The 12,943-nt window shown below is 61.9% G+C and carries 14 protein-coding genes; 4 read left to right on the forward strand and 10 right to left on the reverse strand.

Annotation, left to right across the window (positions count from 1 at the left end):
• Nucleotides 1-350: 350 nt before the first annotated feature.
• Entirely contained in the window at nucleotides 351-1,565 is a 1,215-nt protein-coding gene (locus EVS81_RS12995) for a tyrosine-type recombinase/integrase (RefSeq protein ID WP_165384267.1), read from the reverse strand.
• Nucleotides 1,566-1,675: 110 nt separating this feature from the next.
• Nucleotides 1,676-1,873: a hypothetical protein gene (locus tag EVS81_RS13000; protein WP_130110746.1), complete on the reverse strand. Its 198-nt coding sequence runs from the start codon at nucleotides 1,871-1,873 to the stop codon at nucleotides 1,676-1,678.
• A 132-nt stretch (nucleotides 1,874-2,005) separates the two neighbouring features.
• Here EVS81_RS13000 and EVS81_RS13005 point away from each other — a divergent pair, with 132 nt between their 5' ends.
• Both EVS81_RS13005 and EVS81_RS15940 read left to right on the forward strand, forming a co-directional pair.
• Nucleotides 2,006-2,695 carry a hypothetical protein gene (locus EVS81_RS13005; RefSeq protein ID WP_130110747.1) on the forward strand — a complete coding sequence of 230 codons (690 nt, stop codon included), beginning with the start codon at nucleotides 2,006-2,008 and terminating at the stop codon, nucleotides 2,693-2,695.
• 29 nt (nucleotides 2,696-2,724) lie between these two features.
• Nucleotides 2,725-3,831, forward strand: a complete 1,107-nt coding sequence (locus EVS81_RS15940; protein ID WP_205879337.1) for a DUF2510 domain-containing protein — start codon at nucleotides 2,725-2,727, stop codon at nucleotides 3,829-3,831.
• A 47-nt stretch (nucleotides 3,832-3,878) separates the two neighbouring features.
• Here EVS81_RS15940 and EVS81_RS13015 read toward each other — a convergent pair whose 3' ends face one another.
• Together EVS81_RS13015 and EVS81_RS13020 are read right to left on the reverse strand one after the other, a co-directional pair.
• On the reverse strand, nucleotides 3,879-4,859 hold the full coding sequence (locus EVS81_RS13015) for a TM2 domain-containing protein (protein WP_130110748.1): 981 nt from the start codon (nucleotides 4,857-4,859) through the stop codon (nucleotides 3,879-3,881).
• A gap of 130 nt (nucleotides 4,860-4,989) precedes the next feature.
• Nucleotides 4,990-5,520, reverse strand: coding sequence for a hypothetical protein (locus EVS81_RS13020; protein WP_130110749.1), 531 nt, complete (start codon nucleotides 5,518-5,520; stop codon nucleotides 4,990-4,992).
• A gap of 167 nt (nucleotides 5,521-5,687) precedes the next feature.
• Between EVS81_RS13020 and EVS81_RS13025 the strand changes: the two genes are divergently transcribed.
• The gene (locus EVS81_RS13025; RefSeq protein ID WP_130111500.1) at nucleotides 5,688-6,935 is read left to right on the forward strand and encodes an IS256 family transposase; all 1,248 of its coding nucleotides are present in this window, start codon (nucleotides 5,688-5,690) and stop codon (nucleotides 6,933-6,935) included.
• A 25-nt stretch (nucleotides 6,936-6,960) separates the two neighbouring features.
• On the opposite strand, the gene EVS81_RS13030 is transcribed toward EVS81_RS13025, so the two are convergent.
• From EVS81_RS13030 to EVS81_RS13055, 6 genes are all read right to left on the reverse strand, one after another.
• Nucleotides 6,961-7,305 (reverse strand): hypothetical protein, encoded by a 345-nt coding sequence (locus tag EVS81_RS13030; RefSeq protein WP_130110750.1) that lies wholly within the window; start codon nucleotides 7,303-7,305, stop codon nucleotides 6,961-6,963.
• A gap of 422 nt (nucleotides 7,306-7,727) precedes the next feature.
• Nucleotides 7,728-8,588 carry a hypothetical protein gene (locus tag EVS81_RS13035; protein WP_130110751.1) on the reverse strand — a complete coding sequence of 287 codons (861 nt, stop codon included), beginning with the start codon at nucleotides 8,586-8,588 and terminating at the stop codon, nucleotides 7,728-7,730.
• 335 nt (nucleotides 8,589-8,923) lie between these two features.
• Complete coding sequence (locus tag EVS81_RS13040) at nucleotides 8,924-9,718, reverse strand: hypothetical protein (protein WP_130110752.1); 795 nt, start codon at nucleotides 9,716-9,718, stop codon at nucleotides 8,924-8,926.
• Nucleotides 9,715-9,954 (reverse strand): hypothetical protein, encoded by a 240-nt coding sequence (locus EVS81_RS13045; RefSeq protein ID WP_130110753.1) that lies wholly within the window; start codon nucleotides 9,952-9,954, stop codon nucleotides 9,715-9,717. Before EVS81_RS13045 ends, EVS81_RS13040 begins: the two co-directional genes overlap by 4 nt.
• 188 nt (nucleotides 9,955-10,142) lie before the next feature.
• Nucleotides 10,143-10,646, reverse strand: coding sequence for a helix-turn-helix domain-containing protein (locus tag EVS81_RS13050; RefSeq protein WP_130110754.1), 504 nt, complete (start codon nucleotides 10,644-10,646; stop codon nucleotides 10,143-10,145).
• On the reverse strand, nucleotides 10,646-11,338 hold the full coding sequence (locus tag EVS81_RS13055) for a hypothetical protein (RefSeq protein WP_130110755.1): 693 nt from the start codon (nucleotides 11,336-11,338) through the stop codon (nucleotides 10,646-10,648). The genes EVS81_RS13050 and EVS81_RS13055 overlap by 1 nt, the downstream gene beginning before the upstream one ends.
• 297 nt (nucleotides 11,339-11,635) lie before the next feature.
• Here EVS81_RS13055 and EVS81_RS13060 point away from each other — a divergent pair, with 297 nt between their 5' ends.
• Complete coding sequence (locus EVS81_RS13060) at nucleotides 11,636-12,871, forward strand: DUF2254 domain-containing protein (protein ID WP_130110756.1); 1,236 nt, start codon at nucleotides 11,636-11,638, stop codon at nucleotides 12,869-12,871.
• Nucleotides 12,872-12,943 lie beyond the last annotated feature (72 nt).

Consider the following 12,943-nt stretch of genomic DNA (forward strand, 5'->3'; position numbering starts at 1 on the left):
AATCCGGCAAGAAGCAACTGAAAGCAACTGATACTCACCGACCTGAACAGCGTGATTCTGCCGATTCGCCTATATATAAGGTGAAGAAAAATCCCTGATCAATCTGAAAATCGAAAGGTCACCGGATCGATGCCGGTCGGAGCCACGTAACGGCTATTACACCGTTGCTGAACCCTCGCAAGGCTTCTACTTGCGGGGGTTCTTCTATTTTCCCTGGTCAGCGCTTGGTTTCGGGCCGCGTCGCCGCGCCGTCGTCCTGCGTCCCGAGACTGTCGTCCTGTGCGCCGAGACCCTCATCCTGTGCGCCGAGACCGTCATCCTGCGCGCAGTCGCAGGATCCATCGCGGCGCTTACAAGCCGAGCCCTCCGCGACCTTGGGCCATTCTTGGGCCATTTCCGTGGCCCGTACTGTAGCCGGCGGTTCCGAACGGATCGTTGAACGGAACGCCGAACGGGTCGGCGAGGTTCGGGCTCGCAGACGAGCGCCGCGACTTCTTCGCGCCGCTCGTCTTGCTGCTCTTCTTGGTGTTCTTCTTCGGCTTCGGCTTGTCCGGCTCGAAGAGCCCGTCGAGCACCGACCCGGCACGCCGCGCGACACCCTCGCGTGCGCGTGAGTAGCGCTCGGTGACCTGCAGGCTGGAGTGTCCGAGTACGGCTTGCACGTCGGGTGCAGAGGCTCCTGCGTCGAAGAGGATCGTGGCGAAGGTGTGGCGGAGGTCGTGCACCCGCAGCTCGGGGCGGTGAAGCTCGGTCTTGATCTTCTCCCAATCGACGGCGCGGCGGAAGTTCCGCGCAGTGAGCCTGCCGCCATTCGGCCCCGCCCACAGCAGATCATCCCGTTCCTTGCCCTTGATGGCCTCGATGACGGACGGACGGAGCTGCTTCGTGATCGGTGCTTCCCGCTCCTTGTGGCTCTTGGGGCTCTGCTCGATCAGTTCGCCGTTCTTGCCGGGGGAGAAGCTGCGGCTGATACGGAGGATGTTCTGCTCCAGCTCGGCGTCGCGCACCCGCTGTGCCGTCGCCTCGCCAGCGCGCATTCCGGTGAAGACGAGCGCTGCCGCGTAACGCCGGTACACGCCCGCGGGGATGAGTTCGAGCAGCTTTCTGATCTGCTGCACGGTGAGCGCCCGCGAGGTTGGGGAAGTGGAGGTGTCCTGGCTCGGGCGCTTCACCTCGCGCGCCGGGTTGTAATCGATGATCCTCGCCCGGCGTGCGCCGTCGAGCAAGCGGCTGAGCACCGCGAGCGAATCGACCTTGATTGACGGCGACCCAGCCCATGACACCATCGCCGACTCGATGAGCGGCGAGGTGATCTCTTCGAGCTTCTTGTCGCCGAGCGTCGGCTGCACCCGCTTGCGCCATGACACGTCATAGCCGCGCGCTGTTCCGACCCGCACCGAGGCGGCGATGGCGGGCCAGTAACGTTCATGCCACTGCGTGAGCGTCATTCCCGCGTTCGGGTTGCGGCCCGACACCTCTTTCGCCAGCTCGCGCTTCGCTTCCGCGAGGGTGAGGAACATGCGAGAGCGATGCTGCTTGTTCCCGGCGAGGTCGGTCACCGTCACGCGAATTTGATACCGCCCTCGATCCGTCCGCCACCGGATGCCCTCGGGCATCGGGCGACCCGTGTTCGGATCGACCCGAGCTGGGGAGGTATTCGACGGACGCCCGGCCATTAGCGTCTCGTTCCGCCGACTTCGAGGAACTCCTCGATGGTGTCTGCGCGCCAGAGCTTGTGCTTGCCGACCTCCGCGTCAGGTTCAGGGATCAGCCCGTCGCGGCGCAGCTTGTCGAACGTCGGCAACGGCACTCGGCAGCGAGCAGCGGGCTCGGCGCGCGTGAGGTAGTCCGTCTGCACTGTTGCCTCGGTCATGCCCTTTCCTTTCGTTGGAAGCTCGCGCGCTGCTCTGATCTAGCGTTATTGCGAGTACCTGATATTGAAACACAAACAACACGTAATCGCAACTACATTAGATAGGTGTACCTGTTCGCTAGACTGATGCGCATGGCACTTCCGACGCCCCGCCCCTGGGATCAGACCGCGGACGGCCTGATCGCCCAGACTGATCTGCCAACTGGCTGGCACCTCGCTGCCCGGTTCCCCGGAGAACGTGCCGACGATGCCAGTGACGAGATAGACCGCGTGCTCGGCTACGACGACCAGGCAAGCGATGCCGACTCGGAGCAGAACGAGACTGCTGATGGCCGCTGGCGTTACATCGAGCACGAGGCCACCGCTACCCGCGTGATGATCCGCTTGCAGCGCCAGCTCTATGCCACCCCCGAGGAAGTGCGGATCACGGGTGTGATCTATCTGCCGTGGCGACCGGGCGACCCGATCACGAGTCACCTGCTGCGCGAGATCCCGACCGCGAAGATCGAGGCCGCGATCAACAAGCGTCTATTCGCCATGAAGCGCGTCGCCACCGTGACCGGGAATAAGGTTGTGCTCCCGAGCGGTCGCAAGGTCAGCGACCGAGACCTGTTGAAGCCGCTCGGCAATCCCAAGCAGGTGCCCGACTTCTACGAACTCGTCGCGCTCCAGCATGGAAAGCTCTCGGGTCAGGGTGACGAGAACCCCTCCGCGACGATGGCCGAGATCAACGGCGTCGCCCTCAGCACCGCCCAGGGGTGGGTCGCCAAGGCCCGCAGTCGGAGCCTACTTCCGCCAGGGCGTCGCGGACGCGCTGGGTGAGAAAATGAATACGTTGAATCGGGGTGCCCATGAGTAAAGACGAAGAATACGAGGAAGAGATCCGCCTTGTTCGACGCAAGAAGGGCACCTATCGATCGAACTCAACGAAGTCCAATGAATTTGAAAGTGACTTGCTGCGTGACAAGCACACCAGGAGTGTTGCCGGCCCCACAGAGTCCCGTGCCGTCGACGAAGAGGAGCTTCGTCGGAGGTATCAAGGTGATCCGGTAGTCCTATACCAAGAGTCAGCGCAGAGTGTTGACGAAGATGCCGACGACGATATCGCCGGACTAGTCGCCGGGCTGGCTCTCCTTGGCCTCTCCGTGGGGGCTGTAGCCATCGCCGGAATTGGATCCCGTAGGCAGCGCCGCCGTGAACTTGAATGGGAGCAAGCAGAGGCGCGGAGACAAGCTCTCATCACCCCTATCGTTCAGACGTCAACTGCGGCCCCGGCGGGCTGGTACGAGGTGGGTGATGGACGCCAGCAGTGGTGGGACGGTCAGAATTGGACGGGGCATATCAAGGCTGATGTGCATAGAGCGCCGCCGCCTCCTGGCTGGTATGACGACGGCGCTGGCAGTCGACGCTGGTGGGACGGACGAGAGTGGACAGCGCACACGCAAGGTAGTCTCAGCGCATCTCCACAGTCCGGGATGATCGAAAGTGTAGACGTGCAAGTAAGCACAAATGAGCTGCAGCATGTGGTTGAAGTTCCCATCGTCACAATGAGTAGCGAAGAATGGCGTGAGCGTGCACGCGCCATGCTCGTCGCGCGAGCATTCAGCGAAGAGCAATGGCGGCTCCTATCGCATGCACGTATTGAAGATGGCGAAACGGCATTGCTGGAGTGGCAAGGGCAATTGAAGAACCTTACGCCCGAGGACTTCTCAAACAGGATCAATCATGTGCTTGAGGCACGCCGTGGGCAAGGTCATCAGGCACTGACTGCTGGAGTCAGCGGCGGCAGTCTTGACGAAAGATCAGGGGGCGACTTGCCGCCACAGGAAATGGAAGCCCTTCTTGTTGATCGCAGTCAAGCGCAACTCCCCAGGGAAAAGACGAGGCCTCCTGGTTGGTACAACGACCATGACGGTCGGGCTCGATGGTGGGACGGTTCGAGATGGGCTGAGTACTGATTCAAAGCTGAACTCTTGTCGGCGGAAGTCTAACGAGGTGGTGTGGCCTACCTTGCAGACTCAAGGGCCTGATCTAGTTCTTTGTGGAGGACTAGTTTGCGCTCGGCGTTGACCTGCCTGATGTTGTCGATGAGCTGCGAGTCAATCACCATGATTGCTCTTCGCCCCGCACTAACGTGTTGTTCCACGTCATCCCAAAGGTGAGGGTTGGATAGCATGTCGAGTAGATGGTCCTGGTCGAGAATTATCGCAAGCTTGCTCAACTTCTCGGCGTAGGCTTTCTTGACCCGACTGATTTCCCGACGCCTAGATTTTCTTTGCAAGCGGCCATACAGCTCTTCGACGTTCTTCAACAGTGAATCGAGTTGTCGCACAATTCCGGCGGCGGTCTCGTCGCCGATAGCCGCGAGTAAGACGTACTGGTTGCGGAGAGAAGCAAATTTCTCGACGGGGGATCGGGCGTCCGTCGAGTCGTGATGCGCTGCTCGAGTCTCGGATGCTCGTCGACTCTGCGACCGTCTGCGCAAGAAGTACACCAGACCGAGCACGGCTCCCGCTGCGCAGAGGACAGCTATGGCAACCCACCCGATGGTGGTCAACCCGTTGCTGTCGAATGAAGCATAGATCAGAGAGAAAATGGCGCCGAGCGCGAACATTGAAGCAAAGAAGATCCCGATTACTTTCCAGACCAACTTGCTATATCTGTCGTAGCCTTGCAGTCGAAGTCCCCAAGTGTCGCGTTGCCCGCCGAAGAGCGTGATCAACACGTCGATAACGATCCAGTACCCAAGTCCCCCCAACGTGAACAGCTTGAACAATGCAGAGCGGGTCTTGCCGAGGTAGAAGCGGTCAACTCCGAAGATGCCAAGGAAGAGCGCAAAGAGCAGGGTGGCCAGATAGCTTTTTCTCCCTTCAGGTACCGGATGCTGACGGCCAGCACTCTGCGGGAGGTGTGGCGGCGCTGAACCCGGCTGGGATACATGCTGTAGAGATGTGCCTGGGATCGGGTGGGGATCGGCGCTTGACATTCCCCTCCTCCGGAATCTGCGACGTGGTTACGGCTCCATTATGCGCTATGCGAGAGTTTCCAATCCGACGAGGCATAGTAAGTCAAGATCGACGGTGTCGCCTTCAGCGTCGTGGGATGCTGCGCAGCAGTTAGTCGGAGAATCCGAGACCGCTACCGTTGTAAAAACCGACCATCGGGTTGCCAGTCCTGAAGGAGGCGCTGAGGAGGTCGTGCAGTTCAAGGAACCCATACCCTGCGTCAAGTAGGTGTCGCTCGGAGTCGCCACCCGCGTGGTCGAGCACCGCCTGTAGTTCAGTGAGGGCGGAGGCCGCGAGCTCTGGCTCGGCGATGACAACGGCGGTGTCAAATCGCGAACCTCGCTCAAGTACCTCGGCGAGCGCCGGGCACCGGCCTGTATCGAGCGAATGTTTGATCACACCAATACCGGACCGCTCAGCCCACCAAGTCAGGCAGATCTCGCGCATGCCTTCGTGTGCGCAGGCCTTCGATCCCCACCACTGCCAGAGTGCTTCATCCTCAGTGTCGTCCATGCCGTACAACCCGATGGGTTTGATCTGGCCGAAACGGTCGTAGTCGAGTTCTGCTCGGTCAATGGGCGGTTGAGAAGCTAAGCCGTCGCGGAAGCAATTGCAGGCAACAAATGCCTCATGTTCACTCACGGTACTTCCCTCAGTTTGGTTTCACGGTATTGGGATGAGGGGGAGTGACAGTAATGCCCCATAAAGTGGTGTAGCGCACGGTGGCCAGCGCGTCGTAGAACATGGGCGCGGTCACCGTGTGGTCCTTCGAGGAATCTCCTACAACCCACCCGAAAGGCATCAACACGATGACCGCTCCTACTATTGTCGACCCTGCCGGCCTGTTCAGCGAAGCTCTCATCGACGCGTCCCCGGATCTGATGCGTAGTCTGTTGCAGACCATGATCAACGCGCTCTTGTCCGCGGACGCGGACGCGGTGGTCGGCGCTGAATGGGGCAAGCCCTCATCCGACCGGATCACGCAGCGCAACGGCTACCGACACCGCGACCTCGACACCCGGGTCGGCACGATCGATGTCGCGATCCCGAAGCTTCGTCAGGGAACCTACTTCCCCGAATGGCTGCTCGAGCGCCGCAAACGCGCCGAGACCGCGCTGATCACCGTCGTCGCGGACTGCTACCTCGCCGGCGTGTCCACACGCCGGATGGACAAGCTCGTCAAGACCCTCGGGATTCACTCGCTGTCGAAGTCGCAGGTGTCCCGGATGGCGGCGGAGCTCGATGAACACGTCGAGCAGTTTCGACACCGTCCGCTCGACGACGCCGGCCCGTTTACCTTCGTTGCCGCCGACGCGCTCACCATGAAAGTTCGCGAGGGCGGACGCGTCATAGGCGCAGTGGTGCTGGTCGCGACCGGCGTCAACGGCGACGGGCGCCGCGAGGTGCTCGGCCTGCGCGTGGCCACCAGCGAGACAGGGGCGGCCTGGAACTCGTTCTTCGCCGACTTCGTCGCCCGCGGTCTCGGAGGCGTCCGCCTCGTCACCAGCGACGCCCACTCAGGCCTCGTCGAAGCAATCGCAGCGAACCTGCCCGGTGCTGTTTGGCAGCGCTGTCGCACGCACTACGCGGCGAACCTGATGAGTGTGACACCGAAGGCCATGTGGTCGGCGGTGAAGGCGATGCTGCACTCCGTCTACGACCAGCCCGACGCCGCCGCGGTCCACGCTCAGTTCGACCGACTCCTGGACTACGTCGACGGGAAACTGCCCGACGCTCACGAGCACCTCGACGCGGCCCGCGCCGATATTCTCGCCTTCGCGCAGTTCCCGGAAGGCCTGTGGCAGCAGATCTGGTCCAACAACCCCAACGAGCGTCTCAATCGGGAAATCCGCCGCCGCACCGACTCCGTCGGCATCTTCCCGAACCGGGAAGCGATTATCCGCCTCGTCGGCGCGGTCCTGGCCGAGCAGACCGATGAATGGGCCGAAGGACGCCGCTACCTCGGCCTCGACGTTCTCGCGAAGAGCCGCCTCACCCTCGTCACTGACAACGACGTCGAGGAGGTGATCGACACCGTTCTCGAGCTCAGCGCCTGACTCCATCACCACGAAAGACCAACCGTTACACCACTACCCGCGACTTGACCCACGCCGCCCGCTCGTCGGCGGTCACCTGGCGGTCAGAACCTGCCTCGCTCAGCGTTTGCTCTAGCTGCGTGATGCACGCTTGGGTTGCGTTGTCGCCCTGGTTTGCGTTCGCCACATTCACGAGCACAATGATTGCGACTGCCACGGCAATGATGCCAAGTGCGACCCATTTGATCCAGCCCGGAGCTTTGGCCGCTTTCAGAGCTTGGTCGGCCCGCTTCAACTCCCGCTTGGTGTACGAGGAGGGTGCGGATTGCGCCTGCTGGAGAGCGTGCTCGTATTTGGCTTGAGCTTGTGCGATGCGATCTTCTCTAGTCACTCTACGTTCCTCCTGTGGCATGTTGCTCCGTGGTGCAGACCTTTGCATCGCAGGGCAAAGGTGTGCACTGCGCTGAGTACCACGCCGAGGATGGACTGGTTTCGTGAACTATCCGACCCGCGACGCAAACCTTGGCGCGCTCCGACTCCGGTTGAGTAAGGAACGTAGTAAGCGGGAATAGTCGTATGATGTGCTCGCGGAGCGAACCGGCTTGGCCCGTCGCACCCTAATAAATTTGGAAACAGCTAAGACTATGGGCACTGTCGATAGCTGGTACAAAGTCGCGCAGGCGTTTGGCATGACAGCGGGTGAGTTCTTCGCCTTGATTGAGACCCCGTTCGGCGCAGAGTCCGAGAGTTGATCGGTTGCCGGTAATCAGTGGTCGCATCGCAGCGCGACCGCGCAACCGTGTCGGAAGCTATCTATTGCTCAGTCACTCCTGACGTATAAGCCATTGGATTGCGAAGGTATAGCTCTTGGGCTTCTTCTCCTGCCTGCACATACCAAATGACCTGCTCAACATAGTCGATAATGCGAGGTATCTCGACGAAGGGCAACTCGGGTAGACCATCGAGGTCGATCGCCAAGTGGAAGTCGACATGACCCGTGACCGAGAGGTTGGAAACATAACTCGGAACCACCGCATCGAAAACAATGGCCCCGACTGCAGGCTCAGGACTGGCTGTGAAGTTTGAGGGAGCCTGCAGCCAGGCTCCGAACTGATGCGCCTTTACAGGCCCCGCATACTCGACGTTGATATCAGCTCCTGGAGCTGCCGTCCCGCGTAGCGCAATAGAGGTTTTGTGTTTGTCAAGATTGCTTAGCATCCTGAGGATATTCAGCGGGTGTTCCGGGTACCCGGTTTTGAGGCTGAACGGCTGACAAAACTTGACCCGGTCTAGAAGCGGCAGTTGGGCTCCAGCCAGCCAGCTTTTCGCTTTCGCTTCCCACGAGTCGGGGTCGTCGAGAATCGGGAACTGAAGGTTGCTTCCATCGTTCCGATTCTGACCAGCATTGAGTATCTGCCAAACTGTTGAATCTAGCGCCCCGCGAAGTGCGTTGGCAATCTCACCAACGTAGACGGACATCTTTGCTACATCTGGTGGCGTGAAAGACTCAATGACGCTTTGGACTCGCTCATTGGCTGTGCCGTGGGCAGTGGATATGCGAAAGGGCTTGCTGTTGGCGTACAGCTCGACCTGATTGAGTAACTGTTTGTGTCTGAGGCGGGCGTGTTTTATCCGGTAGCTGGGCCAGGCGTTCACCTGATATGTGGTGATCACTAGTCCTCCACCCTGGCCGCAGATGCTTCTGGCGCTCTAGCTGCGAGCTTCAAAGAGTTCATCGAACTTACTTCGGAGACCGTCTGTTGGGAGTTCCTGGCGTAGCATCTCGTGATTCCCGCCAGCAAGTGCCTCTCCGACGAGACGTTGGGCATGAACGAGATCATGCCCAGTGATGTACTTGCTCGTCTTGAGCTTGGGCACCTCACCGCACTCGCATAGGCAAGCGGGGCGGTTGGCAGAACTCATAGTCACATACTAGCGGCGGCATGAGTGTTCCTGGCCTTTCATGGAGTCAGTGAGTATCGCATCGACGCGTGACATAGTAACGCCCCCTATCGAGACAGCTCGGGGTCCGTGATGGGAACTTCGGTTCCGTCTCGCAGAACCACGGAGAAGCTAGCGCCCTCCAGAAAGTCGGGGGAGCTTGCCTTCATTGCAGCGTAGATTGAGCGTGACCCTGCAAGGAGGCTAGACACCAGGTGCGCATCGCGCACCGGATCAATCGTGCCGTTGTCGGTGTAAGCCATTTGGAGTGCGTCAAGTCGCCAATCATTGGGAAAGCTCAGAACGGCGTGTGCGACATCTTCTGACATAAAGCTAACCAGCGGAGCGAGTGTCTGCTGAGTCTTAGTCGCTGCAAGGATGTAATGCGACATCAATCCAGTTCGTTCCGGCCCGAAGAAGGCCGGATCCTGACTAGCTATTACCTTCGCTGCTTCTGCAAGCTCGTTTGCATCCCAGCTATCGAAGTCGACCCCTGGCCCACGCACATAGTGGCGATACGGCACTAAAGCGATAGGACCGAGGCCTGCAAGAGTCTGCAAATGGATCTCGTAGTCCGAGTAGGTGCGCCGTTCTCTTGTGCGTTTCGGTACCTCGACAACAAGCCAACCGAATACCACAGCGGCAAGCAGCGCATAGGCGAGATTTCTTATCACGATGGACAACACATGCCCTCCGGGCACTACCTCCGGCCAATATTGTGCGACCTCAAGGCTGACGGCAATAAGAAGCAGGGCAACGCTCGCCTGGAGAGGGTGGCGAAGGATACGCGACGCCACCGCAACGCTCTTTTCGTAAAGAAGCTTTGTCTTGTCAAGGCTCCTACTCAGACGACTTCCGTTCATGCTTGGTCTAACTCGCTCTCTGGAAACATGGGCAGCATTTTGACGAGTAGGTCGTAGTAACTGGGATATTGCTTGAAGTGCTCTTGCAACCCTTGAGATAGCTCCTCGAAACTTGACGCCCCCGCGCCCACCTCACGGGTGAGCGCCTCCTGATCGGCAATCACCTGCCGAGGGTCGATACCTACGGTGTAGTTCACAAGGCGCGCTAAGCGCCGGGAAAAATCAGCTGTCATCATTTCTGTTCCTATCTGCTCGTATCGTAAACGCCACCACTGACATTCCATCGGCGCTCGATGGGGTCTTCCTGGAACTTGCGGGGTTGCTCGGCTATTCGCGCCCACCCCGCGCCCCTCAGGTCGCAGGAGAGCCGGAGAGAAGACGAGGCCCCCGACCAGTCGAAACCAGCCGGGGGCCTGCACCTTGCCTATTCCTGGATCAGCCCAGGGCGAGGGGGCGGTGCCGTCGCAACCTGCCGAGTAGCCACGACCAGAATCTGCTCAAGCATCGAGGTCGCGCCCTGCATCTTCTCCTGCTCCGAAAGCACAATGTCGCCCTTCGTGACATTCGCATAGGCGCGCATCGCGGCGTCGGTTGACTGCATCAACGCCTGACGCCTGCGCGGGTCAGATTCCGACTCAGCAAGCTCCAGCGTCCGGTCGGTCTGATCCAGCAGCTTCTCCGCGATCCGTTCACGCCGATCCCGCATGTACTCCGAGCGGTACGCCCGCGCGCGATCCATCGCGTCGGGTGTGCCCGACGAGCCCGAACCGGTGCGCGCCCACTCGACCTGGTTACGCTTCGCGATGTCGGTGAGGGTGCGCTTGCTCAAGCCAAGCTCCTCCGCAATCTGCGGACGGGTCTTCCCCTCGCGGATCAGCTCGACCGCCTGCTGCTCCACCTCCGGCGGGGTGCGGTACCCGCTCGGCATCAAGCCACCGCCTTGGAACGGATCACGCGATCCAGCGCCTGCACGCGCTGGTCAACCTCGATGTCCGCCGAGGCGAACTCCGAACGATCCATCGCCGCGAACCCCTCTGGGTCGGCCTGGTGCAGTGCGGTCACAGCGCCGAGGCTCGGCTGACCCTCCAAAGCCTCCGAGAGCACGCGTCGCCAGGCGTTCGGAGCCGACACCGCCTGCTGTGCGGCGCGCACCTGCGCTGCGCCCTCGTCGCCTGCCTCGGCCAGCCGGTTGAACACGAGGGAGCGCACCTCGGACACCACCTCGTCCGGCGCAATCGACGACACCACCTCCGGCAGGGTATCGATATACGCGGCCACCGCCCGGAGCCGTGCGGGGGAGGCAGTGTGGATGATCTGGTCGAGGGAGCGGCCCGAGTCGAGCAGTGCCTTCGTCTGCCCCCACTCGAACTGTGCGACCGCCACCTGATCGGCGGTGGTCGGGCGGAGCGAGTCGATATACTCCGCCGGGGTCGGGCCGGTCGCTGTCGCCTCAGCAGGGATCGCGGCGAGCAGGTTCTTCCGGGCCTCCATCAACCGGCGGGCGCGCTCACGCGTGATAGCCGAATTGGTGTAGTCCGGGTTCGACCACTTCACCGCTTCGGCAAGTTCCGTGCGGTACCGCTGGTACGCCTGCGCATGAGGGTTGATGTTGGTATTCATTATGAACCTTCAAGGGTTTTGGGCGGGGCGGATGCCCCTGGGTGAACCGCTGCCAGACGCCCCGACAGCGGGGGCCTGTTAGGCGGCTCTTGCCAGAGCCTCAATAGTGAAGGCAAACGAGGGGAGCGCGGTTACGCGGCCCGGTAACCCTCCGGTGTCGCGCGTCTACTTGCGGGGGTTCTTTTGTCTCCCGGGCCACGCGAGCGCCTCGCACCGCGGAGTGCTGCGCGCCCAGGCTCTCACGGCTCCACCCGCACCACGACGCGCTGGTAGGCTGAGCGCGCGGAAGGGGCGGGAATGGGTCGCATGATGGCGGTGCTGCGCCGGATCACGCGTCGCGTGTGGTTCCGAGCGGCGCTGATGACGCTGGGCGGGATCCTGCTCGCCCTGCTTGCCGGCCTTCTGGGCGCCTGGATCCCGACCTCGATGTCGATCGATCTCGGCCAGGGGTCGGTCAGCACACTGCTGCAGATCATCGCGAGTTCGATGCTCGCGGTGAGCACCTTCTCGCTCACGATCATGGTGACGGCCTACTCGTCCGCGGCCACGAGCGGTACGCCGCGCGCGACGCAGCTGCTCATCGAGGATCGCACGTCCCAGAACGTGCTCTCGCTGTTTATCGGCAGCTTCACCTTCGCCCTCGTGGGTATCGTGGCGCTGTCCACGGGCTACTACGACGAGAAGGGGCGCACGGTCCTTTTCCTGGGCACCCTCGTCGTGATCGCGCTGATCGTGATCGCGCTGCTGCGTTGGATCAATCATCTCGCGCACTTCGGCCGGGTAGCCGACACGATCGACCGGGTCGAGCGTGCAGCGCTCGAGGTCGTGTGCGAGTACGCGAAGCGGCCGACGATGGGCGGGCTTCCGCTTCGCGGGCTTCCGCGCAGGCCGTTGCGCGCGGTGCACGGAACACGGGTCGGGTACGTCACCCACCTCGACATGGCTGGTCTGCAGAGCGCCGCCGAGTCGGCCGAGACGGACATCTACGTCGTTGCCACGCCGGGGCGGCAGGCCGATGTGGTCGTCCCGCTGGCCTATGTGCCGGCGGAGTCCGCCGAGGACATCGACGAGTCCGTGCGGCAGGCGTTTCTCGTGGACGATCACCGCACCTTCGAGAGCGACCCGCGGCTCGGGGTGATCGCCCTCTCGGAGATCGGGATCCGAGCGCTGTCCCCGGCGATGAACGACCCGGGAACCGCCATCGAGGTGATCGCCGCCCTCGAGCGCGTGTTCGCGGCGATGGCCGACGTCGAGCCCCGGCCGGAACCCGATTACGACCGCGTGCACGTGCGCGAGGTGCAGCTCTCCGATCTGGTGACCGATGCGTTTCGCCCGCTCGCACGAGACGGAGCCGGCTTTATCGAGGTGCACCTGCGGGTGCAGCGCACGCTCAGCGCGCTGGCCGCCCTCGGGGGCCCCGAGTGGGCGCGCCCGTTCCGCGAGGCCGCGGCCGACGCCGCTCGCCGCGCTGCTGCCGGTCTCGACCGCACCGATCGGCGCGTGCTGCGCCGGGCCCGCCGCGACTACTGGTAGGCGGGTCCGACGCCGGCGTTCGGCGTCGCCGCGCGGGATCGGGGGAGCGTCGAGCCGCCCGCCGCCGAGCTG

The organism is Leucobacter triazinivorans (assembly GCF_004208635.1).
Taxonomy (GTDB): domain Bacteria; phylum Actinomycetota; class Actinomycetes; order Actinomycetales; family Microbacteriaceae; genus Leucobacter; species Leucobacter triazinivorans.

Bases quoted from the DNA above. Each gene is read 5' to 3' on its own strand.
- EVS81_RS15940 (WP_205879337.1), top strand. From the start codon at position 2,725: ATGAGTAAAGACGAAGAATACGAGGAAGAGATCCGCCTTGTTCGACGC.
- EVS81_RS13000 (WP_130110746.1), bottom strand. From the start codon at position 1,873: ATGACCGAGGCAACAGTGCAGACGGACTACCTCACGCGCGCCGAGCCC.
- EVS81_RS13055 (WP_130110755.1), bottom strand. From the start codon at position 11,338: ATGAATACCAACATCAACCCTCATGCGCAGGCGTACCAGCGGTACCGC.
- EVS81_RS13045 (WP_130110753.1), bottom strand. From the start codon at position 9,954: ATGATGACAGCTGATTTTTCCCGGCGCTTAGCGCGCCTTGTGAACTAC.
- EVS81_RS13060 (WP_130110756.1), top strand. From the start codon at position 11,636: ATGGGTCGCATGATGGCGGTGCTGCGCCGGATCACGCGTCGCGTGTGG.
- EVS81_RS13040 (WP_130110752.1), bottom strand. From the start codon at position 9,718: ATGAACGGAAGTCGTCTGAGTAGGAGCCTTGACAAGACAAAGCTTCTT.
- EVS81_RS13050 (WP_130110754.1), bottom strand. From the start codon at position 10,646: ATGCCGAGCGGGTACCGCACCCCGCCGGAGGTGGAGCAGCAGGCGGTC.
- EVS81_RS13005 (WP_130110747.1), top strand. From the start codon at position 2,006: ATGGCACTTCCGACGCCCCGCCCCTGGGATCAGACCGCGGACGGCCTG.
- EVS81_RS13025 (WP_130111500.1), top strand. From the start codon at position 5,688: ATGACCGCTCCTACTATTGTCGACCCTGCCGGCCTGTTCAGCGAAGCT.
- EVS81_RS13015 (WP_130110748.1), bottom strand. From the start codon at position 4,859: ATGTCAAGCGCCGATCCCCACCCGATCCCAGGCACATCTCTACAGCAT.